Origin of the sequence: Actinosynnema mirum DSM 43827 (assembly GCF_000023245.1) — a bacterium.
In the GTDB taxonomy this organism is placed as follows: Bacteria; Actinomycetota; Actinomycetes; order Mycobacteriales; family Pseudonocardiaceae; genus Actinosynnema; species Actinosynnema mirum.
In genome coordinates this window covers 318,825-340,545 of the sequence record NC_013093.1, presented here as the reverse complement: position 1 = coordinate 340,545, position 21,721 = coordinate 318,825, and the positions used below count along the sequence as shown (strand labels likewise).

The following is a 21,721-nucleotide window of genomic DNA, read 5'->3' as shown; positions in this document are numbered from 1 at the left end:
GGCGGCGCCCGGTCAGCCGGAGTAGACCTTCGGGTCCAGCTTGCCGATGTACGGCAGGTCGCGGTACCGCTCGGCGTAGTCGAGGCCGTAGCCGACCACGAACTCGTTGGGGATGTCGAAGCCGACGTACTTCACCGGCACGTCGACCTTCACCGCGTCGGGCTTGCGCAGCAGCGTGCAGACCTCCATCGAGCGCGGCTTGCGCGAGGCGAGGTTCTTGAGCAGCCAGGACAGCGTCAGCCCGGAGTCGATGATGTCCTCGACGATGAGGACGTCCCGGTCCGCGATGTCGCGGTCGAGGTCCTTGAGGATGCGCACCACGCCCGAGGAGGACGTGGAGGACCCGTAGGAGCTGACCGCCATGAACTCCAGCTGCACCGGGACGGGAAGCGCCCTGGCCAGGTCGGAGGTGAACATCACCGCGCCCTTGAGGACGGTGATGAGGACGAGGTCGTCACCGCCTGCCGGGTAGTCGGCGGCCACCTGACGGGCCAGCTCACCGACCTTGTCGCTGATCTCCTGCTCGCTGAGGAGCACGGAGGCGATGTCGCCGTCGTACACGGACGATCCCCTTTGGTCATGCCTGGACTGGGTCAACCCGCAGCCTGCCACGTGCCCGGCGCACCACAAAGCCGCCGGGTACCCACACCCCACCACCACCGGCGCCGGTCCGCACGAGGGCGTCCACCGCGCGCAGGTGCGAATCGGACAACTCGGGCACACCCTCGGCGAGCAGCCACCGCCGCAGCACCCGCCTGCGCAGGGCCACCGGCAGCGGCGCGAGGTCCGCGACCGCGCCCCGGTCGCCCGCGAACGCGTCCGCGAGGTCGTCCAGCGCGTCGTTGTCCTCGCGCAGCTGGGCGGCGGTGCGGGCCAGCGCCCGCGCCACCCCGCCCTGCAGCACCTCCTCCAGCAGCGGCAGCACCTCGCGGCGCAGCCGCACCCTGGTGAACGCGGGGTCGGCGTTGTGCGGGTCCGACCACGGGGAAAGGCCCAGCTCGGCGCAGGCGCCCTCGGTGTCCGCCCTGCTCACGCCCAGCAGCGGGCGGCCCCACGGCGCGTCCAGCTCGCGCATCCCGGCGATCGAGCGGGGCCCGGAGCCCCGGCCGAGGCCCAGCAGCACGGTCTCGGCCTGGTCGTCCAGGGTGTGCCCGAGCAGCACCAGGCCGCGCTCGGGGCGCAGCGCGGCGTACCGGGCGCGCCGGGCCGCCGCCTCCGGGCCGCCGCCCCCGGTCACCTCGACCCGCCGCACCTGCGCGTCCAGGCCCAGCTCGGCGCACGTGCGGGCGGCCCGCTCGGCGACCTCGGCCGAGCCCTCCTGGAGCCCGTGGTCGACCACGACGGCCCGCGCGCCGCTGGTCAGCGCGGCGGTGCAGGCGGCGAGCGCCAGCGAGTCGGCCCCGCCGGACACCGCCACCGCGACCCGCGCGGGGCGGTGCTCGGCGAGGAACCGCCGCACCGCCGTCCGGACCCGCGACAGCGGCCCGTTGGCGGCCGGGGTCACGGCGCGACGCGGCGCAGCCAGGCGGCGGGGTCGGCGATCTCGGCGCGGGTCGGCAGCGCCTCGGGGGCGCTCCACACCGCGTTGAACCCGGTCATGCCGACCTCGTCCACCACGTGCCTGGTGAACGCGGCGCCCTCCGCGTACTGCCTGACCTTGGCCTCCACGCCCAGCAGCGAGCGCAGCACCCGGTCCAGCAGCCCACCCCCGGAGCGCCGGTCGGTGAACCGCCGCCGGATCACCGCGACGGACGGCACCACGTCCGGCCCGACCGCGTCCATGACGTGGTCGGCGTGCCCCTCCAGCAGGGTGGACACCGCGATCAGCCGGTCGAGCGCGGCGCGCTGCTCGGGCGTCTGGAACAGCTCGATCAGCCCGACCGGCCCGTCCGCCTCGCGCAGCCGCTTGGGCAGGTCGCGCAGCCGGGGCGACTCGTTGTCCATGCTCTCCAGCAGCTCGGTGACCAGGCCGGAGAAGTGCCCGGCCAGCCACGGGACGCCGGTGAACTGGAGCCGGTGGGTGCACTCGTGCAGGCACACCCACATGCTGAAGTCCTCGCCGGGCACGTTCAGCGCGCGCTGGGTGCCGACGATGTTCGGGGCGACCAGCAGCAGCCTGCCGTCGCCGGAGAACGGGTCGTACTGGCCGAGCACGCGGGAGCTGAGGAACGCGAGCACCACGCCCGCCTGCACCCCCGCCGTGCCCGACACGACCCCGCTGAGCACGCCGCCCTGCCGGGGCGCGGCGCTGTCGGTGAGCACCGACAGCCCCTGGGCCGCGGCGCGCACCCAGCCCGGCCGGTCGACGACCTCGCCCGCGCGCAGCGGCAGCCCGTGGCCGAGGCCCGTCAGCTCCCGGACGTGCGCCTCGGCGTCCACCGCCAGCTCGCGCAGCCTGCCGACCGCGACGTCGGCCTCGGCCCTGGGCACCACCGGTCCGGGGCGGACCAGGCGGGCCGCCGTGGAGACGGCGACCTCCCAGTCGATCGACGCCGCCCGGTCCTGCTGAGTCACCGAGTTCACACCTGACGACGCTACCGGCGCTGGGCGGTTCACGAACAGCCGCAACCCCTGAGCTGGGCGGCCAGCGCGTCGAGCCCGGCGCGCGCCCCGAGGGCGTCGCCGCTGCCGTTGGACATGAACGCGAACACCAGCAGCCTGCCGTCGGTGTCCACCACGACGCCCGCGAGGCTGTGCACCTCGGTGAGCGTGCCGGTCTTGCCCCGGATCCAGCCCTTGCCCGCGGGGGACTGCGCGAACCGCTCCTTCAGGGTGCCGTTGCCGCCCGCGACGGCGAGGGCGGTGAGCAGCGGGCGCAGGCGGGTGGTGACCGGGTCGGTGGCGGCGTCGGGGCGCGCGGCGGCGGTGAGCAGGTCGCCGAGGAGCTTGGCGGGGACCTTGTTCTGCACGCTCATGCCGCTGGCGTCGGAGGTGATGACGCCGGTCAGGTCGAAGCCGTTCTCGGTGAGCACGTCCCGCACGGCCTTGGTGGCGCCCTCGTAGGAGGTCTCGGCGTTGCGCGCCTTGGCGACCTCGCGGGCCAGCGTCTCGGCGAGCACGTTGTCCGACAGCTGCATCATGTTCTCGATCAGCTGGTCGAGCGGGACGGACTTGACCTCGCCGAGGACCTTCGCGGCCTGGGGCGCGAGGGTCTTGCCGCCGACGGTCGCGCCCAGCCGGTCGGCCAGCGCCTTCGCGGCGTCGGGCGCGGGGGTGGCGGTGCGCGGCGTGTCGCCCTTGGTGGGGTCGGAGCGGGCGCCGTCGAGCATCAGCGGGCCGATGTTCGTGATGAAGCCGGCCGCGACGTCGTTCGGGTCGACGCCGGGGGCGAGGCCGGGCTCGGCGCTGTAGCGGCTGATGTCGTACTCGACCTCGGTGATCGGCCCGGAGGCCTTCACCTGCTCGACCAGCTCGTCCAGGGTGGGCGCGCCGGGGTAGACCGACGAGCGGCCCTCGGGCAGCGAGGACAGCGTCGGGTCGCCGCCGCCGACCAGGACCACGGTGCCGGGCTCGGCGCCCTGCACGACCTTGGTGGTGAACTGGGTGGTGTGGTCGAGCTGGAGCAGCGCGGCTGCGGCGACCAGGTTCTTCACCGTGGACGCGGGCACGAGCGGGGTGGTCTCGCCCTGGTGCCAGAGCACGGTCTTGCTGGCGGGGTCGATGACGGTGCCGGTGAGGTTGCCGAGGGCGCCGTTGGCGAGCGGCCCCTGCAGCACGGCCTGCACGCCCGCCGGGGTGGGCGCGGGGGCGTCGGGGCCGAGGGCGCGCACCGCGAGGTCGACCTGGGCCGGTGGCGCGGGCGGCTGGGTGGTGGAGGTGGGCCCGGTCTCCAGCCAGCCGAGCTGCACGGCGGCCAGCGCCGCGCCGCCGAACAGGACGAGCACGGCGGCGAGCGCGCCGACGACCACCAGGGGCCGCTTGCGCTTGGACCGCTGGGCGGGCACGTCGGCCCGCTCGTCGGAGTCGGCGGCGAAGGCGGCGAAGGCCGCGTCGTCGTCCCGCCGGTCGGCGGAGGAGCCGGGGTGGTCGGCGACGCCGGGCTGGTTGGCGCCGGGTGGGATGGTGCCGGACTGGTTGGCGCCGGGCGGGATGGTGCCGGACTGGTTGGCGCCGGGCGGGATGGTGCCGGGCGGCGCGGCGCGGTGCTGCTCACCGCCGGGCTGCTGGCCGGGCGGCGGGAAGGTGAACTGGCCGGGGGTGACGCTGACCTTCTGGGTCTGCTCGGACGCGCTCTGACCACCCTGGTGCCGGATGCCCTGGCTCCCCGGCCCCTGCCTGCCCGGTCCCTGCTGCCCGAACCCACCCGTTCCCGCACCGGCCTGCCCGGAGCCGGGAGGGATGGCGCCGGGCGGGATGGTGCCGTGCGGACCACTCCCGTGGCCGCCCTGCCCCTGCCTGCCGGGCCCCTGCTGGCCGCCCGCTTGGTTACCGGGCCCCTGCTGGCCAGCCCCTAGGTGACCGGGTCCTTGCTGACCAGGTCCCTGCTGGCCGATTCCCTGCTGGTGAGGGCCTTGCTGACCGGCTCCCTGCTGGCCAGGACTTTGCTGACCGGCCCCTTGCTGACCGGGTGCTTGCTGGCCGCCTGCTTGCTGACCAGGTCCCTGCTGGCCGGGTGCTTGCTGCTGGCCGCTCTCCGGTCGGCCCGAGTTCTGGGCGCGGTTGGCGGCGGCGCGCTGCGCGGCGAGCTGGGCGTCGGCGCGCGCGGGGTCGAACGAGGGCACCTCGGCCCGCGTCCCCGGCCACCCGGCCTCGGGCAGCGGGGCGGACTTGGGCGGGTCGAACCGCGTCGGCTCGCCACCGAGGAGGCCGCCGGGAGCGGGAAACCCACCCGCCGGAGTGCCGGGAGCGGGAAACCCGCCGGCAGGAGTGCCAGGAGCCGGGAAACCACCAGCCGGAGCGCCGGAGGCCATACCCGGTGCGGGGACGCCACCGGGCGGGGTGCTGCCCGAAGGCGCGCCACCGGTCTGCTGTCCGTCACCGGTCTGCTGTCCGCCACTCTGCTGTCCGCCACCGGACTGCGGCGCGTTCGACTGCTGGGGGCCGGACTTCCCGCCGCCCGCAGGACCACCGCCTGCCTGTCCGCCACCGGACTGCGCACCACCCCCCTGCGCACCACTTGCCTGCGCACCGGCGGCCCCCGCCGCCAGCGCGGCGGCACCGGCGGCCAGCGCCGCAGCGCCCGCACCACCGGCGCCCGCACCACCAGCCCCGGCCTGCCCACCGGACCGGTTGTCCTCGTCACCCGGTCGGGCGGTTTCCGCCTGGCTCGCGCCCGCGGGCCGCGTGATCTCGTCGCCGTCCGGTCCCGCCGGTGTCGCGCCCTGCTCCGCCGCCGTCCCGCGCTGCGCCCCGGAGGGCTGCTGAGCTGCGGCTGCGGCGTCCGCCCCCGACTCGCCACCGGCCTCGGGGAGGTCGGTCCTCGGTGTCGGCCCGCCGGGCGGCCTCAACCGGTCGATCTTGATCAGCTCGGTCTTCTCGGCGCCGCCCGACTTCTTCGGCAGCGCGATGCGCATCGTCGGCGGATCAGCCGGGCGCGGGCTCCTGACCTGCTCGCGGTCCGTGTCGTCGCCGTCGACGGTCGGCCACGATGGCTCCTCGGGCACGCGGTCCTCCGGGTTCGATTACGGGCAATCTCACACGCCCCTCAGCACTGCTGGCGGGGGTTGACGAGACGTCGTGGTCCACACTAGTGGGAACTACCGGACAGCCAGACGAGCGAGGACCTGCCAGTGGAGTTCGACGTCACCATCGAGATCCCCAAGGGGGTCCGCAACAAGTACGAGATGGACCACAAGACGGGGCGCATCAGGCTCGACCGCACCCTGTTCACGGCCACTCAGTACCCGGCGGACTACGGGTTCGTCGATGACACCCTGGGCGAGGACGGTGACCCGCTCGACGCGCTCGTTCTCGTGCAGGAGCCGACCTTCCCCGGCTGCCTGATCCGCTGCCGCGCGATCGGCATGTTCCGGATGACCGACGAGAAGGGCGGCGACGACAAGCTGCTCTGCGTCCCGTCGGACGACCCGCGCTCGGAGCACCTGCGGGACATCCACCACCTGAGCGAGTTCTACCGGCTGGAGATCCAGCACTTCTTCGAGGTCTACAAGGACCTGGAGCCGGGCAAGAGCGTCGAGGGCGCGACCTGGGTCGGCCGCACCGAGGCGGAGGCCGAGATCGTGCGCTCCTACCAGCGCCTCAAGGACGCCGTGGCGCGCGGCGAGGAGCACTGAGGCCGTTCCACGGGACGGTGAAGGCGAAGAGGGCCACCCCTGAGCGGGGTGGCCCTCTTCGCTTGCCCCGACCGGGGCGCTTCTCGCCGGAAGCGCCCCGCCGGGGGGTCAGTGCAGGGCGATGGTCGACGCGGCGTCGGCCTCGTCCTTCGAGCGCTCCAGGCCCGAGCGGTCCGACAGCGGCACCTCGCGCAGGAACCACACGATCGCGAACCCGACCAGGGTCACGAGGGCGCCCACGAAGAACACCGTGTCGATCGCCGAGGAGAAGCCCTCCAGGAACGGCCTGGCCAGCACCGGGTCCAGCTTGGACAGAAACTCGGTGTTGTTCAGGTCCGCCGACGCGCCGCCGCTCTGGAGCTGCTGCGCGAACGCCTGGTTCTCGGGTCGGGCGAGCGCGGCGCGGAACGCGTCGGTGCCCATGGCCGAGCGCAGCGCCTCGCCGATCTTGTCGCCGACCGTGCTGAACAGGACGGACAGGAACACCGCGGCGCCGACCGTGCCGCCGATCTGCCGGAAGAACGTGGCCGACGAGGTCGCCACGCCCATGTCGCGGGGCTCGGCGTCGTTCTGGATCGCGATGAGCAGGGTCTGCATGCACAGGCCCAGGCCGAGGCCCATGGTGAACATCAGCGCCATCGGCTGCCAGGTCGCGGTGTCCACGCCGACCGTGCTGAACAGGAACAGCGACGCGGTCATGACCGCGAAGCCGACGACCGGGAACACCTTGTAGCGGCCGGTCTTCGAGGTGATCTTGCCGCTGGTGCCCGCCGCGGTCATGATGCCGAGGGTCATCGGCAGCATCATCAGGCCCGCCGTGGTGGCCGAGTGGCCCTGCACGATCTGCAGGTACAGCGGGATGGAGACCATGCCGCCGAACATGCCCGCGCCGAGCACGAAGTTGATCGTGTTGCCGAGCGCGAAGGTCTGCTTGCGGAACAGCCTCAGCGGCAGCAGCGCCTCGTCGCCCGCGCGCTTCTCCGCCCACACGAACGCCACCAGGCCGAGCACGCCGACGACGTACATGGCGATCGCGGTGGCCGAGCCCCAGCCCCACTCGCGGCCCTGCTCGGCCACGATCAGCAGCGGCACCAGGCCGACGGTCAGCGTGATCGCGCCGAGGAAGTCGACGCGGTGGTCGACCCGCTGGTGCGGGATGTTGAGGACCTTGGCGACGACGGCCAGCGCGGCGAGCGCGATCGGGACGTTCACCAGGAACACCCAGCGCCAGCCCGCGAAGCCGAGGAAGTGGTCCATGCCCGCGAACAGGCCGCCGACGACCGGGCCCGCGACGCTGGCGACGCCGAAGACGGCCATGAAGTAGCCCGCGTACCGGCTGCGCTCGCGCGGCGAGGTGATGTCGGCCAGGATCGCGAACGCCAGCGACATGAGGCCGCCCGCGCCGAGGCCCTGGACCGCGCGGAACGCGGCCAGCTCGTACATCGAGTTGGCGATGCCGCACAGCAGCGAGCCGACCAGGAACATCGAGATCGCGGTGAGGTACATCGGCTTGCGGCCGTAGATGTCCGACAGCTTGCCGTACAGCGGCGTCGTGATCGTCGACGTGATCAGGTAGGCGGTGGTCGCCCAGGCCTGGATGGTCTGCCCGTTCAGGTGGTCCGCGATGGTCTTCATGGCCGTCGCGACGATCATCTGGTCGAGCGCGGCCAGGAACATGCCCATGAGCAGCCCGGACAGGATCGTCAGGATCTGCCGGTGGGTCAGCAGTGCGGCGCCGGGTGGCGTCGCTCCCGCCTGGGTTGTCGTCTCCGACATCACTTCTCCCCTTCGGAGCGCGGCCCCTGTCCGCCCTCTGCGATGAAATCCGGGAGCGCTTTCTCGTATCCCTCGACGAAGCGCTCGAAGTGCTCGACGAACGTGGTCCAGTCGTGGGTGGACCAGTCCGAGAAGAGGCGGGCCAGCGCCGCGTTGCGCACCCGTCGCCGCTCGTGCAGGAGGGACAACCCATTGTCGGTCACGGCGAGCACGCTCGCCCGGCCGTCGTCGGGGTCCGCCCTGCGCTCCACCAGCCCGTCCTTGACCAGCCCGGCGACCTGGCGGCTGACCGTGGACGGGTCCGAGAAGACCGCCTCCGCCAGCGCGCTCGCGCGGGACGGGCCCATCTGCGCCAGGTTGGCGAGGAGGACGAAGGAGGCCTTGTCGATGCCCGCCTTGCTGAGGCTGGCGGAGAGCGCGGCGTGCATCTTGTTCAGCCGAACGAGTGCCGTGCCGAAGCGGTCGGCGAGCGCCTCGTCGGACCGCCCGCCCCCGTGGGCGTCCTCGGGCGTCGTCATCCGGACCACTCCATTGCTTGCATCATCCAACTAGTTTCAGTAGGCAAGTTTGCGCCTGATCAAGAGTCTTGGCAAATGAAATACCGGTGACGAGCGTCGCTTGGCTACTCGCCGGTAACATCTCAGGGCATGGATCCCTCGCTCGTCGCGGACGCGATGCGGAAGTCAGTGCCGTGGGTGCAGACCAACGGCGTGGAGTTCACCGAGGTCGGCGTGGACCGCGTGGTCGCGGCCCTTCCCGACCGGCCGGAGTCCCGGAACCACGTGGGCGGGCCCCACGCGGCCATGCTGTTCGGGGTCGGCGAGACCGCCTCCGGCGCCGTGGTGATGGCGGCGTTCGGCGGCCACCTGGACCGGGCGACGCCGCTCGTGGCGCGCGCGGAGATCGCCTACCGCAAGCTCGCGCTCGGCCCGCTCACGGCGGAGGCGGTGCTGGAGCGGCCCGCCGCCGACGTGGTCGCCGAGCTGGAGGGCGGGCAGCGGCCGGAGTTCCCGGTGCGGGTGTCGGTGCGCGACGCCGAAGGCGTGGTCACCACCGAACTGGTGGTGACGTGGACCCTCAAGCCGCAACGATGAGGTCGATGGCTGCGGTGAGTTGACGGCCTGGCGAGGTGGTCGACCGTTACGGGGTCGACCACTTTCACTCTAAGGAACTAATGCAGTAACGCAGTGCGACACTCGCTGCGATGAGGCGAGCATGGAGAGCACCGCGCTGGTCCGCAGGACGCCGCTCCGGCTACTGCTGCTGGTCCCCGCCCTGCTGCTGACGGCCTGCGCCGCGCAGCCGCTCGCCGCTCCCGCAGTGCCCGCGCCGGCCGCCGAGGACGCCGCCCCGGACGCCGCCGAGCGGTGGGACCGGTCCGGGGCGTGGTCGACCCCCTCCCCCGCGCAGCCCGACCCCGCCGACCTCGCGCCCGCCCGCGCCTCGGGGGTCGTCGACGCCCGCACGATCGCCGTGGCGGGCGGCGGCTCGGTCCGGCTGCTGGGGCTGGCCGAGCCCGGCGCCTGCTGGTCGCGCGCGGCGGCCGACTTCCTCGGCTCGCTGGTGGCGCAGAAGGACTTGGCGCTCGACGGCGCGTCCGTGCGCCTGCCCGGCGGGACCGACCTGTCCGCCCAGCTCGTCAGCCAGGGCATGGCTCGCGCCGAACCGGACGCGGCCAGCACCCTGACCCGCGCCGAGGCCGCCGCCAGGAAGGCGGGCCTCGGCCTGTGGGGCGCGCCGTGCGGCGGCTCCGACTCGGTGGTGACGACGCCCGCGCCGACCACGCGCGCCCTGGCGCGGTGCACCGCGAACACCTCCACGACCCCCGCCGGCCTGCCCGGCTCACCAGTTCTCGACCACGACACGGATGGGGTGGCCTGCGCATGAGCGCCAACCACGGCAACGACCAGAACGGCGGCGCGCCCGGCTACGGCGTCCCCGACGACAACGCGGGCTACGGCACGCCCGGCTACGGCGTTCCCGGCTACGGGGCGCCCGACTACGGCTACGGCCCCCAGGCCACCGCCTACACCCCGCCGCCGCAGGCCAAGAGCGGTCTGAAGGGCAAGTGGTCGGCGATGTCGCGCATGAAGAAGACCGGCACGGTGGCGGGCGGGATCTTCGTCGCCCTGATCCTGATCGGCGCGCTCGGCGACCCGCCGCCCGCCGACAGCACCAGGGCGGCGGCGACCGCGAGCGCCACCGCGACCACCACCAGCACCACGACGACCACCACGACGGCCCCGACCACCACGACGCCTCCCCCGGTGACGGTGGCCGAGGTGGCGGACGGCCGCTCGGTCGCGGTCGCGGGCGGGCGGGTGCTGGTGCTGGCCGGGCTGGCCCAGCCGGGCGAGTGCTGGGCGCAGCAGGCGGTGGACTTCCTCAAGTCGACCGTGGCGGGCAAGGAGTTGGCGCAGGTCGGCGGTCAGCTGCTGCTGCCGGACGGCAGCGACGTGTCCCTGCTCGCGCTGTCCCAGGGGGTGGCGAAGGCGCTGCCGGAGGCGAGCGCCGCGCACAACGCGGCCCAGGCGGCGGCCCAGAAGGCGGGCCTCGGCCTGTGGGGCGCGCCCTGCGGCGGTTCGGACGCCAAGCCCGCCCCGACGACCACCACGCAGGCCCCGGCTCCCCAGCCGAACCCCCAGCCCAACCCGCAGCCGCAGCCCAACCCGCAGCCCAACCCCCAGCCCGCGCCCCAGCCGGAGCCCCAGCCCGCACCGAGCGCCTACTACGCGAACTGCGCGGCGGTGAAGGCCGCGGGCGCGGCGCCGCTGTACGCCGGGTCCCCCGGCTACTCGTCCAAGCTGGACCGCGACGGTGACGGGGTGGCCTGTGAGAAGTGAGTCGAACACCAGGCTGTCCGCTCCCGCGCCCGGTCGGGGTGGCAAGGTCGTCTGCGGGTTCCTGGTGGTGCTGACGGCGCTCGTGCTGGCGGGCTGCGAGGGGAGCGCACCGGCCGGGGGCCAGGTGTCCACGAGCCCCTCGCCGACCACCACGACCACGAGCGCGACCACCACGACCAGCAGCCCGGCGCCGGTCACCACGACCAGCACGACGACGACCACCACCACGCCGCCGCCCGCCGTCGCGCCGCCGCCGCAGCCGAACCCGCAGCCCGCGCCGAACCCGCAGCCCGCGCCCAACCCCCAACCCGCGCCGGAGCCCAAGCCCGCGCCGAGCGCCTACTACAAGAACTGCGCCGAGGCGCGTGCCGCAGGCGCCGCGCCCCTGCACGCGGGCGAGCCGGGCTACCGCACCGGCCTCGACCGGGACGGGGACGGCGTGGCCTGCGAGTGACCCCCGCCGTGGGCTCCGGCGTCCGGGGGTCGTCGGAGCCCACGGCGGTCCTGTCCCCCTCCCCCACTTCCCGACCGGACCCGGCCGCCGACTGGACCTGGCCGCCGCACCCGCGTACAACCGGTCCCGTGCTGGTGGATCAGGTCGAGGTCGAGTACACCCCCACGACGGTCGTCGAGGCGGCGCGCGCCGCCGAGGAGGCCGGGATCGACGGGTTCTGGGTCGCCGAGACCCGGCACGACCCGTTCGTGGCGCTGGGCAGGGTCGCCGACCGGGTCGAGCGGGTCGGCCTGGGCACCGCCATCGCGGTCGCCTTCGCCCGCAACCCGATGAGCACCGCCGTCCAGGCCAACGACCTGCAGCTGCTGTCGCGGGGCCGGTTCCGGCTGGGCCTCGGCTCGCAGGTGGAGCAGCACATCACCAAGCGGTTCGGGATGCCCTGGTCGAGGCCCGCCGCGCGGATGCGCGAGTACGTGCTGGCGATGCGCGCCATCTGGGAGTCGTGGGCCACCGGGGAGCGCCCCCGGTTCCGGGGCGAGTTCTCCACGCACACGCTGATGACGCCGTTCTTCGACCCCGGCCCCAACCCGTTCGGCCCGCCCGAGGTGTGGCTGGCCGGGGTCGGGGAGCGGATGACCGAGGTCGCGGGCGAGGTGGCCGACGGGTTCCTGTGCCACGCCTTCACCACCGAGCGGTACCTGCGCGAGGTGACGCTGCCCGCGCTGGAGCGGGGGCTGGCGAAGTCCGGGCGGACGCTGGAGGGGTTCGGCGTGAGCGGGCCGTCGATGGTGGTCACCGACGACGCGTCGGCCGCCGCCGTCCGCCGCCAGATCGCGTTCTACGGCTCGACGCCCGCCTACCGCCCGGTGCTGGACCTGCACGGCTGGGGCGAGCTGCACGAGGAGCTGCACCGGCTGTCCCGCAGGGGCCTGTGGGCCGAGATGGACGCCGCCGTGCCGGACGAGGTGCTGGGCGCGTTCGCCGTCACCGGGACCCCCGCGGAGGCCGCCGCCGAGGTCGTGGCGCGGTACGGGGACGTGGTCACCCGGATCGCGGCCCCGGTGCTGCGCGCGGACCTCAGGTCCGGCTGAGGCTGGGCACCCGGTGGGGGAACAGCGCGGACTCGGGCACGCGGGCCACGTCGACCCTGCGGTTCCAGCGCCGCCTGCCGATCCGCTGGGCGACGAACACCAGCGGCAGGGCAAGCAGCGTCACCACGACCATCGCGAGCATCCGTCATCACCTCCAGGGCGGCACGGACACTGTCGCCCAGCATCGGCGGAATCGGCATGAAGGTCACCCGATCGGAGCATCAAGCACGGTGATCCCGGCCGGGTGAGTTCTCTTGGGGACAATATGCACCCTAAGAACGCTCCCAGGCTCGCACTCGGTCCCCAATGCGCCCGAAGAGTGCAGTGGATCACGCCCAACGGGGGAACCGAGTTGGTTAGGTTAGGCTCACTTCACATAGGTAAGGGGCACTGGGGGCCGCGGCTCCGCCCGTTCCGGGTTCGGGGGTTCCCGAGCGGGCGGAGCCCCGGAAGCAGGCACTGAACGTCACCCGGACCGCCGCCCCGCGTGGCGATGCGCACCGATCTCGCGCACACCGAGTCACGGATGCGCCCACAAGCACCAGAGCCGTACGGCCTTTAGGGTGATAAACCTTTAGGTTAGGCTTACCTCATGTCACAAGGCGACGCTCTGCTCACCGGTGAGGCGCTGGTCCTCGCGCACCACGACCGCGCCGTGGTGGAGGGCGTGTCCCTGGAGCTGCGCGCGGGCGAGGTCACCGCGCTGGTCGGTCCCAACGGCTCGGGCAAGTCCACCGTGCTGCGCTCGCTCGCGCGCCTGCACAAGCCCCGCGAGGGCGGCGTGCGGCTCGGCGAGCGGCAGGTGTGGGGGCGGGCGGCGCTCAGCGGCAAGGAGTTCGCCCGCAACGTCACCCTGCTCACCCAGCACCGCCCCACCCCGTCCGGCGTGTCCGTGCGCGACGTCGTCTCCTACGGCCGCCACCCGCACCGCGCGGGCTGGCGCGGGGTGGACGCGGGCGGGGCCGCCGCCGTCGAGCGGGCCATGGAGCTGACCGGCGTCACCCCCATGGCGGGCCGGGGCGTCGACGAGCTGTCCGGCGGCGAGCTGCAGCGCGTCTGGCTGGCGTCCTGCCTGGCGCAGGAGACCTCCGTGCTGCTGCTCGACGAGCCCACCAACCACCTGGACCTGCGCTACCAGGTCGAGGTGCTGGACGTGGTCCGCGACCTGGCCGACGACCACGGCGTGGCGGTCGGCGTCGTGCTGCACGACCTCGACCACGCCGGTGTGGTCGCCGACGAGGTGGTCCTGCTGTGCGACGGCCGCGTCGTCGCCTCCGGCGCGGTGCGCGACGTGCTCACCGCGGACCACCTGACCAGCGCGTACGGCGTCGAGGTCCAGGTCGTCGACGACCCGGTCACCGGGGCCCCGCACTGCCGTCCGCTCGGCAAGCGGACGCAACGCAGACCCTGAAGTCCCCCCACCGAGAAGAAGAGAAGAACGATGCGCCTGTTGACCCCCGCCCTGCTCGCGGCAGCCGTGCTGCTGTCCGCCTGCGGCACCACCGAGAGCACCTCCAGCGAGCCCAGCGCGTCCGGTGACGCCGGTGGCGCCATCACGCTGACCGACGCGCGCGGCAAGACCGTCGAGCTGAAGGCCCCCGCGAAGAAGGTCGTGTCCCTGGAGTGGGCCGAGACCGAGATGGTGCTGACGCTGGGGGTCACCCCGGTCGGCGCCGCCGACCCCGAGGGCTACGCGACCTGGAACGCGGCCGAGGCGCTGCCCGGTGACGTGAAGGACGTCGGCAAGCGCGGCGAGCCCAGCGTCGACGCGATCGTGGCGCTGGAGCCGGACCTGGTGCTGATGCCGCTGGCCCGCGACACCGCCGTGGCCGAGCAGCTGGAGAAGGCCGTCCCGGTCGTCATGACCAAGTCCAGCGACGCCACGAAGAACTTCGACCGGCTGCGCGAGGACTTCACCCTGATCGCCAAGGCCGTGGGCAAGGAGGCCGAGGCGAAGACCGCGCTGGCCGAGATGGACGCGAAGCTCGCCGAGGGCAAGAAGGCCGTCGAGGCCAAGGGCGCGACCGGCACCCCGTTCGTCATGGCGGACGGCTGGATGCAGGGCAGCACGGTCAGCATCCGCCCGTTCGGCAAGGGCTCGCTGGTGTCCGACACCGCCGAGGCGGTCGGCCTGGTCAACGCGTGGACCGGCGAGGTCGACGCGGAGTGGGGTCTGGGCGCGACCGACGTCGAGGGCATGACCGCGATCACCGACCCGAAGACGATCATGGTCTACAGCGCCTCCGAGGAGGACGTGTTCACCACCGGCCTCAAGGACAACGCGGTGTGGCAGCGGCTGCCGTTCACGGCCTCCGGCAAGATCACCAAGCTGGAGAAGGGCACCTGGACGTTCGGCGGGCCCAAGTCGGTCGCCGTCATCGCGGACCAGTTCGTGAAGGCCGCAACGTCCTGATGCTGCGCACCGCCGCCGTGGTGGCGGGAGCAGTGGCGGCCATCGTCCTGCTCTCCGCCGTCCACCTGACCCAGGGCACGTCGGACACCGGCGCGCTCGACCTGCTGTCCGCCGTGCTCGGCGACGGGAACGCGCAGGCCATGGCCGTGCTGGAGGGCTCGCGGCTGCCCAGGCTGCTGACGGCGCTGCTCGTCGGCGTCGCGCTGGGCGTCGCGGGCGCCGGGATGCAGTCGATCGCCCGCAACCCGCTGGCCTCCCCGGACACCCTCGCGGTGAACTCGGGGGCGCACCTGGCCGTGGTGTCGTTCGCGGCGTTCGGGATCGGGCTGCCCGCCTACGCGGCGGGCGGCGCGGCGTTCGTCGGCGGCCTCGCGGCCACCGCGCTGGTGCTGGCGCTGTCCGGCGGCGCGTCGACGAGCCCGAGGCTGGTGCTGGTCGGCTCGGCGGTGGGCCTGACGCTGTACTCGGCGACGACGCTGGTGCTGCTGCTGTTCGAGCAGGAGACCACCGGCCTGTACGCGTGGGGCAGCGGGTCGCTGTCCGTCGGCGACCTGCGCACCACGTCCCAGATGGCCCCGGTCGTGCTGGTCGGCGTGGTCGGGCTGGTGCTGATGTCCCGGTCGCTGGACGTGCTGGCGCTGGGCGACGACAACGCGGCCGTCGTGGGCCTGAAGGTGCGGCGGACCAGGCTGGGCGCGGTGCTGCTGACCGTGGCGCTGACCGCCGCCGCGGTGACGGCGGCCGGTCCCGTCGGGTTCGTCGGGCTGAGCGCCCCGGTGATCACCCGGCTGCTCGCCGCGCGCGTGCCGGGGCTGGCCAGGCACCGGGCGCTGCTGCCGGTGTCCGGGCTGGTGGGCGTGCTGGTGGTGCTCGGGGCGGACGTGCTGCTGCGGGCGCTGCTGGGCGCGTCCGAGGCGGTCCGGGTGCCCACGGGCGTGATGACGACGGTGCTCGGCGCGTCGGTGCTGGTGTGGCTGGCGCGCGGGCAGCGGTCCGGCGGGTCGCGCAGGCAGCCGCCGAGCGGCCGGGTCGGCGTGGTCGGGTCGCGGCGGCGGCTGGTGGCGGTGTCGGTGGTGCTGGCCGCGCTGGTCGTGGCCGCGCCGCTGGTCGGGCTGCTGATGGGCGACCGGGTGGTGCTGCTGGGCGACCTGGGCAACTGGGTGACCGGGCGGACCGGACCTGCGCTGACGTTCGTGCTGGACCAGCGGCTGCCCAGGGTGCTGGCGGCGGTCGTGGCGGGCGCGGCGCTGGCCGTGGCCGGGTGCGGCGTGCAGTCGGTGAGCCGGAACCCGCTGGCCGAACCGGGCCTGCTGGGGATCACGGCGGGCGCGGGGTTGGGCGCGATCGGGCTGATCACGCTGGTGCCGGGCGCGGGTCCGTGGCAGATCGCGGGCGCGGCCGGGTTCGGCGCGCTGGTGGCGTTCGCGCTGGTCTACGGGCTGTCGTGGCGCGGCGGGCAGGACTCGGACCGGCTGGTGATCATCGGCATCGCGCTGTGGTCGGCGGGCATGTCGCTGATCACGCTGCTGGTGGCGACCACCGACCCGTGGAACACGGTGAAGGCGCTGACCTGGCTGTCCGGCTCGACCTACGGGCGGACGCTGGAGCAGGTGCTGCCGCCCGCGCTGGCGCTGGCCGCGATCGGGCCGCTGCTGTGGTTCGCGCACCGCGACCTGGACCTGCACTCGCTGGACGACGACACCCCGAGGGTGCTGGGCGTCCCGGTGGAGCGGTCCCGGCTGCTCCTGCTGCTGGGCTCGGGCGTGCTGGCCGCGAGCGCGGTCGCGGCGATCGGCGTGGTCGGGTTCGTGGGCCTGGTGGCCCCGCACCTGGCCAGGTCACTGGTGGGCGGGCGCAACGCGCGCGTGCTGCCGGTGGCGGCGGGGCTGGGCGCGGTGCTGGTGAGCCTGGCCGACACGATCGGCCGGACGGTCATCTCACCGGCGCAGATCCCGGCCGGGCTGGTGATCTCGCTGGTCGGCACGCCGTACTTCGTGCTCGTGCTGTGGCGCTCCAGGGAGCGCCGGACCTGAGCCGAGGGGCTCCCCGCTCGCGGGGAGCCCTTTTTCTCACACCGGATCCCGGTTCACAGCCCGTGCGCGCGCAGCTCGCGCAGGGCCTCCTCCAGCACGTCCCGCTCGGCGGCGGCGAAGTCCACCGGGTCGACCACGTCGCCCCAGCGCTCCCCCGCGCCCGACTGGACGGCCTCGAACCAGTCCGGCAGCGCCTTCGCCCCGGTCTCGTCGATCCGCCCGTGCGCCAGCGCGTCCGCGACGACCAGGTCCAGGTCCGCGCGCGAGGGCTCCAGCCTCGGCCTGCCCGGCGCGGTCCAGTCGTCGGCCAGCACCGGGCGCAGCAGCGCCGCCTCCCGGTTCCAGTGCAGCAGCAGCGCGAGGTCGGCGGTGGCCCCGTCCGGCAGCTCGGCGGGCCACAGGGCGCGCAGCGCGGCCCGCTGCCCCGACCAGGGCGTCGACCCGGCCCTGGGCAGCAGCTCCGGGTACACCCGGCCGATCAGCGGCGCGAAGAACCCGTGCAGCCACAGCCGGGGGTGCGGCGGGCGCCAGTACAGGTCGCTCACGCAGGCGTCGGCGAGGCCGCCCAGGATCGGCTCGACCAGCAGCGGCACCAGCGGCGGGTCGCCGAAGTAGCGCACGTCCCCGTCGAGCAGGCACACCACGTCGCCCCGGCTGGCCGCCACGCCCGCGAGGACCGCCGCGCCCCGGCCCGGCCGCGACTCGACCACCGAGGCCCCCGCGGTGAGGGCGACCTGGGCGGTGCGGTCGGCGCGCCCGACCACGACCACGACCTCGCCGGGCACCCCGAGCTCCTCCAGCCCGCGCAGCGCGTCCTCGACCACGACGCCCGCGGTGGGCTCCAGGCCGTGCGCGGTGACGACGACACTCACGCTGCGGGGCCTGCGGACCGTCCTGCGGCTCGGCGCGACGTCGACCACCGCGTCGGTCGTGTCAGGTCGGCGCACGCGCCCTCCGCTCTCCCGCCGGGCCGTGAACCGGTCCGAACAAGCGAACAGGCCCGGTCCGGGGAACCCGGACCGGGCCTGTGCTTCTCGCTGAGCCGCCTATCGGAATCGAACCGATGACCTGTTCATTACGAGTGAACCGCTCTGGCCGACTGAGCTAAGGCGGCGAGACGCGACAACTATAACCGACGCCGCGGGCGTCACCGAACGGGGGGTCCCCTCGTTGCACCCGCCGAGGCTGCGCCGCCCGAGCGCCGCCGTCGAAGCCGTCCGGACCGAAGGAAAGGCGTAGGTGAAGTCGCTCCCCCCGAACCCCCGCTCACGACGGTGTCACCCGGTGGTGAATAGGCTGGCGAGCACGAACGCCGTGCACACGACCACACTGCTCTGGACCGGCATCACGCTGCTGCTGATCGGCGTGGTGGCGGTGCTGGCCGCACCCCCGCGCAGGCCGCCCGCCGCGTCGGACCGGCAGCACCGGGCGCCCCGCTCGCGCAGGCCCGCCCGCGTCAGCCCCGCTGCAGGGTCGTCAGCATCGCCTCCACGGCGATCCTCGGCTTCACGTTCCGCTCCAGCGCTCCCCGACACGCCAGCACTGCTTCAAGTCTGCGCAGCGTCGACTCACGGCTCCAGGCCGCCGCCGCCGTCCGGGCGTCCGCCGCGCGGTCCGGGTGGTTCAGCGCGGCCTCGGAGCCGGTCGCGGTGACCAGCACGTCCCGGTAGAACGCGGCCAGGTCCACCAGCGCCTGGTCGAGCGAGTCCCGCTGGGTCCGGGTGGCCCTGGACTTCTGCCGCTTCTCCAGGTCCTTGAGCGCGCCCTTGGCGCCCCTGGTGGCCGAGGCGGTGCCCTTGCCGGTGCCGCCCGCGCCCATGGCGGTCTCCAGCGCCTTGCGCTCCTGCTCGTCGCGGTCCTCGTTGGCGGACAGCGCGTCGCCCTCGGCGGCCTTCACCAGGTCGTCGGCGCAGGTGAACACGTCGGCGGGCCTGCGCAGCGCGAGCGGGATGGCCAGCACGGACTCGCGGCGCAGCCTGCTCTGCTCGTCGGTGGCGAGCCTGCGGGCCCTGACCACGTTGCCGCCGGTCACCGACGCGGACCAGGACGCGAGGTCGGGGGCGACGCCCTCCTCCTCCAGCGCGGCGGCCACGTCCGGGACCTTCGGGGAGCCCAGCCGCACCACGCGGCAGCGCGAGCGGATGGTCACCGACACGTCGTACGGGTGCTCGGAGGGCGCGCAGAGCAGGAACACGGTGCGGTCCGGCGGCTCCTCCACGGCCTTGAGCAGCGCGTTCGACGCGCCCTCGGTGAGCCGGTCGGCGTCGGCGACGATCACCACCTGCCAGCGGCCCGAGGTGGGCCTGCGGGCGGACACCTGCACCAGCGCGCGCATCTCGTTCACCGAGATCGACAGGCCCTCGGGGGCGACCACGCGCACGTCGGCGTGGGTGCCCGCGAGCGCGGTGTGGCAGCCCGCGCACACGCCGCAGCCGGGCCGGTCGTCGGCGGCGGTGCACTGCAGGGCCCCGGCGAACGCCCTGGCTGCCTCGGTGCGGCCCGATCCGGGCGGCCCGGTGAACAGCCAGGCGTGCGTCATGGCCCCCGGCGCGGGCGTCCCACCCGCGACGATCGCCGCGGCCGCCTCCGCCGCGGCGCTGAGCACGGTCACCGCGTCGGGCTGGCCGACGACCTCACTCCACACTCCCCTTGGCACGGGGCAACCGTACTCAGGGGGTCTCGGCGAGCGGAGCGGCAGCGCGGATCTCGCCGCCGACCAGGCGCGCCACGGCGGCCTTGACCCGCGCGGCCACCTCGTCCGGGGTGCCGTCGGCGTCGACCACGAGGTAGCGGTCGGGGTCGGCGGCGGCCATGCCGGTGAGCAGGCGCTGCACCTGCCAGTGGTGCTCGACGTGGGTGATCGTGCGGCGGGCGCCCTCCAACCCGGCGGACGCGGCTCCTGGGGGCGCGGTTCCGGCGGGCACTGCTCCGGGGGGCGCGCCGAGCGCGGAGGCGGGCAGCGTGGTGGGGGTGCGGTCGAGCAGCACGGTCAGGTCGGGGCGGAGCCTGCCGGTGGCCCAGTCGGACAGCCGCTCCAGCTCGGAGGTGTCGACGGAGCCGGAGGCGGAGAAGTGCGCTATCGGGCTGTCGGCGAACCGGTCCACGACGACGATCAGCCCGGCCTCCAGCGCGGGCCGCACGCGCCGCTCGACCACGTCGGCGCGCACGGCGGCGGCCACCAGCGCGTGCGCCCGCACCCCGGCCAGGTCGGCGGTGTTGAGCAGCTCGTGCACCCGGCGTTCGTCCAGGTCGGGCTCGCTGGCCAGCAGCACCTCGTGCCCGGCGGAGCGCAGCACCTCGGCCAGCTCGCGGGCCTGCACCGAGGTGTCCAGGCTGGCGTCGCCCTCCACGGTGATGAGCAGGCCGCGCTCCCGGCGGGGCCTGCCGCGCAGCGCGGCGAGCAGGTCGGACAGGATCGGGGTCTCGCGCCGGTCGTCCATGAGCCGGTAGGCGATCAGGCCGACGGCGGCGGCCAGGACACCCGCGCCGAACAGCACCGGGCGGGTGCCGTCGATCTTGAGCGGGTGGTCGAGGACGGTGATGACCCTGGGCTGCAGGGTGGTGACCAGCAGCGGGCTGGCCACGGTGGACAGGCCCAGGATGACCTTCATCAGGGACTGGACCAGGGCGACCATCCGGCCGCGCACCTCGTCCTCGACCTTGGAGCCGATGATGGTGAGGCCGGTCAGGAACGCGATGCCCGCGCAGCCGCCGACCAGGGCGACCGCGACCAGGGCGAACCACAGGTGCGGGGCCAGCGACACCACGCCCAGGCTCAGGCCGGCGCAGACGATGGTGACGCCGAACAGCCTGCCGTGGGTGAGCCTGCGGGCGAGCTTGGGGGCGGTGATCATGCCCGTGGCCAGGCCCGCGAAGACCGCGATGAACAGCAGGCCGTAGGCGCTCTCCCCGCCGAGCAGGCTCAGCGCGTACAGCTTGGCGCTGCCGATGACCGCGCCCGCCGCCGCGAACGCGCCGGTCATGCCGATGACCAGGCCGCGCAGCAGCGGGCGGTGCCAGGCGTAGGACAGGCCGTCGCGCATCATCACGAGGAAGCCGGGGGCGTCGTCGTCGCGCTTGCGGGGCGTGGCCATGCGGCCGGACAGCTCGGGGATGCGGGTGGCGACCAGGACCGCCGACGAGACGTAGAGCAGGCCGTTGACCACCACGGCGATGGTGGCGATGCGGAAGCTGAGGTCGCCGCCCTGCAGGTGGAAGTAGCCGGGGATGCCGGAGATGAGCGCGTAGAGGCCGAACCCGCTGATGGTGGTGATGCCGTAGGTCATCACCAGGCCGAGCTGGTTGGCGGTCTCCACCTGGTCGGGCCTGCGCAGCAGGTTGGGCACCGCCGAGTCCTTGGCGGGGATCCACAGCATCGCGCAGCAGCCGATGAGGAAGTTCGCGATGAACAGCCACCAGGCGGTGCCGACGAAGGCGATGGACAGGAACAGCGCGCCGCGCGCCAGGTCGCAGGCGACCATGACCTTGCGGCGGTCGAACCGGTCGGCGAGGACGCCGCCGAGCGGGGCGAAGAGCATCCCCGGCAGCAGCTGGGTGATGACGACCGCGCTGAGCGCGAAGCCCTCCCAGCGGTAGCCCTCGGCGAGCTTGGTGACCAGACCCGTCAGCGCCAGGAGTGACAGCCAGTCACCCACGCTGCAGAGGTAGGTGACGCCCCAGAGCCTGCGGAAGGGGCGGATGGCCAACACGCTCCGGATGCGATGCCCGGTGGACGCCTCGGTCCGGTTGCTCCCGGATCGTCCCGGCCCACCAGCCGTGTCGCTGTCCTGGATGGTGCTCACCCCCTAGGTCGCAGGTCACCAGGGTAACCGGCTGTGCTGGTCGGGGGGCCACATCGGACCGAGCGGTGAGGTTCGC

The 21,721-nt window shown here is 74.0% G+C and carries 19 protein-coding genes and 1 tRNA gene; 9 read left to right on the top strand and 11 right to left on the bottom strand.

All coding sequences use genetic code 11. The features are described from left to right. Nucleotides 1–12 precede the first annotated feature (12 nt). From hpt to dacB, 4 genes are read right to left on the bottom strand one after another with little or no spacing between them, the layout of a single operon-like run. On the bottom strand, nucleotides 13–561 hold the full coding sequence (gene hpt / locus AMIR_RS01585) for a hypoxanthine phosphoribosyltransferase (RefSeq protein ID WP_012782943.1): 549 nt from the start codon (nucleotides 559–561) through the stop codon (nucleotides 13–15). Between the two features lie 16 nt (nucleotides 562–577). Then, complete coding sequence (gene tilS / locus AMIR_RS01580) at nucleotides 578–1,504, bottom strand: tRNA lysidine(34) synthetase TilS (RefSeq protein ID WP_012782942.1); 927 nt, start codon at nucleotides 1,502–1,504, stop codon at nucleotides 578–580. Further along, nucleotides 1,501–2,514 (bottom strand): zinc-dependent metalloprotease, encoded by a 1,014-nt coding sequence (locus AMIR_RS01575; RefSeq protein WP_012782941.1) that lies wholly within the window; start codon nucleotides 2,512–2,514, stop codon nucleotides 1,501–1,503. Before AMIR_RS01575 ends, tilS begins: the two co-directional genes overlap by 4 nt. Nucleotides 2,515–2,552: 38 nt before the next feature. Further along, entirely contained in the window at nucleotides 2,553–5,603 is a 3,051-nt protein-coding gene (gene dacB / locus AMIR_RS42550; protein ID WP_012782940.1) for a D-alanyl-D-alanine carboxypeptidase/D-alanyl-D-alanine endopeptidase, read from the bottom strand. Nucleotides 5,604–5,729: 126 nt separating this feature from the next. On the opposite strand from dacB, the gene AMIR_RS01560 reads away from it, so the two are divergent. Continuing rightward, on the top strand, nucleotides 5,730–6,233 hold the full coding sequence (locus AMIR_RS01560) for an inorganic diphosphatase (protein WP_012782939.1): 504 nt from the start codon (nucleotides 5,730–5,732) through the stop codon (nucleotides 6,231–6,233). A gap of 108 nt (nucleotides 6,234–6,341) precedes the next feature. Here AMIR_RS01560 and AMIR_RS01555 read toward each other — a convergent pair whose 3' ends face one another. Together AMIR_RS01555 and AMIR_RS01550 are read right to left on the bottom strand one after the other, a co-directional pair. After that, nucleotides 6,342–8,009 carry an MDR family MFS transporter gene (locus AMIR_RS01555; RefSeq protein WP_012782938.1) on the bottom strand — a complete coding sequence of 556 codons (1,668 nt, stop codon included), beginning with the start codon at nucleotides 8,007–8,009 and terminating at the stop codon, nucleotides 6,342–6,344. Beyond that, nucleotides 8,009–8,527, bottom strand: coding sequence for a MarR family winged helix-turn-helix transcriptional regulator (locus AMIR_RS01550; protein WP_012782937.1), 519 nt, complete (start codon nucleotides 8,525–8,527; stop codon nucleotides 8,009–8,011). The genes AMIR_RS01555 and AMIR_RS01550 overlap by 1 nt, the downstream gene beginning before the upstream one ends. 129 nt (nucleotides 8,528–8,656) lie before the next feature. Here AMIR_RS01550 and AMIR_RS01545 point away from each other — a divergent pair, with 129 nt between their 5' ends. The 5 genes from AMIR_RS01545 to AMIR_RS01525 all read left to right on the top strand — a co-directional run bounded on the left by AMIR_RS01545 (nucleotide 8,657) and on the right by AMIR_RS01525 (nucleotide 12,397). Further along, on the top strand, nucleotides 8,657–9,103 hold the full coding sequence (locus AMIR_RS01545) for a DUF4442 domain-containing protein (protein ID WP_012782936.1): 447 nt from the start codon (nucleotides 8,657–8,659) through the stop codon (nucleotides 9,101–9,103). Between the two features lie 121 nt (nucleotides 9,104–9,224). Then, nucleotides 9,225–9,896 carry a thermonuclease family protein gene (locus AMIR_RS35230; protein WP_012782935.1) on the top strand — a complete coding sequence of 224 codons (672 nt, stop codon included), beginning with the start codon at nucleotides 9,225–9,227 and terminating at the stop codon, nucleotides 9,894–9,896. Next, complete coding sequence (locus tag AMIR_RS01535; protein ID WP_012782934.1) at nucleotides 9,893–10,852, top strand: excalibur calcium-binding domain-containing protein; 960 nt, start codon at nucleotides 9,893–9,895, stop codon at nucleotides 10,850–10,852. The genes AMIR_RS35230 and AMIR_RS01535 overlap by 4 nt, the downstream gene beginning before the upstream one ends. Continuing rightward, nucleotides 10,842–11,306 (top strand): excalibur calcium-binding domain-containing protein, encoded by a 465-nt coding sequence (locus tag AMIR_RS43125; RefSeq protein WP_012782933.1) that lies wholly within the window; start codon nucleotides 10,842–10,844, stop codon nucleotides 11,304–11,306. Before AMIR_RS01535 ends, AMIR_RS43125 begins: the two co-directional genes overlap by 11 nt. Before the next feature lie 128 nt (nucleotides 11,307–11,434). Then, nucleotides 11,435–12,397 carry a TIGR03617 family F420-dependent LLM class oxidoreductase gene (locus AMIR_RS01525; protein WP_205590365.1) on the top strand — a complete coding sequence of 321 codons (963 nt, stop codon included), beginning with the start codon at nucleotides 11,435–11,437 and terminating at the stop codon, nucleotides 12,395–12,397. Here the strand turns inward: AMIR_RS01525 and AMIR_RS39895 are convergent. Then, nucleotides 12,384–12,539, bottom strand: a complete 156-nt coding sequence (locus AMIR_RS39895) for a hypothetical protein (RefSeq protein ID WP_012782931.1) — start codon at nucleotides 12,537–12,539, stop codon at nucleotides 12,384–12,386. The genes AMIR_RS01525 and AMIR_RS39895 overlap by 14 nt on opposite strands. Nucleotides 12,540–12,989: 450 nt before the next feature. Here AMIR_RS39895 and AMIR_RS01520 point away from each other — a divergent pair, with 450 nt between their 5' ends. From AMIR_RS01520 to AMIR_RS01510, 3 genes are read left to right on the top strand one after another with little or no spacing between them, the layout of a single operon-like run. Continuing rightward, nucleotides 12,990–13,808, top strand: a complete 819-nt coding sequence (locus tag AMIR_RS01520; RefSeq protein ID WP_012782930.1) for an ABC transporter ATP-binding protein — start codon at nucleotides 12,990–12,992, stop codon at nucleotides 13,806–13,808. 30 nt (nucleotides 13,809–13,838) lie between these two features. After that, on the top strand, nucleotides 13,839–14,810 hold the full coding sequence (locus tag AMIR_RS01515) for an ABC transporter substrate-binding protein (protein WP_012782929.1): 972 nt from the start codon (nucleotides 13,839–13,841) through the stop codon (nucleotides 14,808–14,810). Further along, on the top strand, nucleotides 14,810–16,843 hold the full coding sequence (locus AMIR_RS01510; protein WP_012782928.1) for an iron ABC transporter permease: 2,034 nt from the start codon (nucleotides 14,810–14,812) through the stop codon (nucleotides 16,841–16,843). Before AMIR_RS01515 ends, AMIR_RS01510 begins: the two co-directional genes overlap by 1 nt. A 53-nt stretch (nucleotides 16,844–16,896) precedes the next feature. Here AMIR_RS01510 and AMIR_RS01505 read toward each other — a convergent pair whose 3' ends face one another. The 4 genes from AMIR_RS01505 to AMIR_RS01490 all read right to left on the bottom strand — a co-directional run bounded on the left by AMIR_RS01505 (nucleotide 16,897) and on the right by AMIR_RS01490 (nucleotide 21,645). Further along, entirely contained in the window at nucleotides 16,897–17,790 is an 894-nt protein-coding gene (locus tag AMIR_RS01505; RefSeq protein WP_012782927.1) for a glycosyltransferase, read from the bottom strand. Between the two features lie 93 nt (nucleotides 17,791–17,883). Beyond that, a tRNA-Thr gene (locus AMIR_RS01500) sits at nucleotides 17,884–17,957 on the bottom strand. Nucleotides 17,958–18,299: 342 nt separating this feature from the next. After that, entirely contained in the window at nucleotides 18,300–19,499 is a 1,200-nt protein-coding gene (locus tag AMIR_RS01495) for a DNA polymerase III subunit delta' (RefSeq protein ID WP_012782926.1), read from the bottom strand. 13 nt (nucleotides 19,500–19,512) lie between these two features. Continuing rightward, nucleotides 19,513–21,645, bottom strand: coding sequence for a bifunctional MFS transporter/dTMP kinase (locus tag AMIR_RS01490; protein WP_012782925.1), 2,133 nt, complete (start codon nucleotides 21,643–21,645; stop codon nucleotides 19,513–19,515). Nucleotides 21,646–21,721 lie beyond the last annotated feature (76 nt).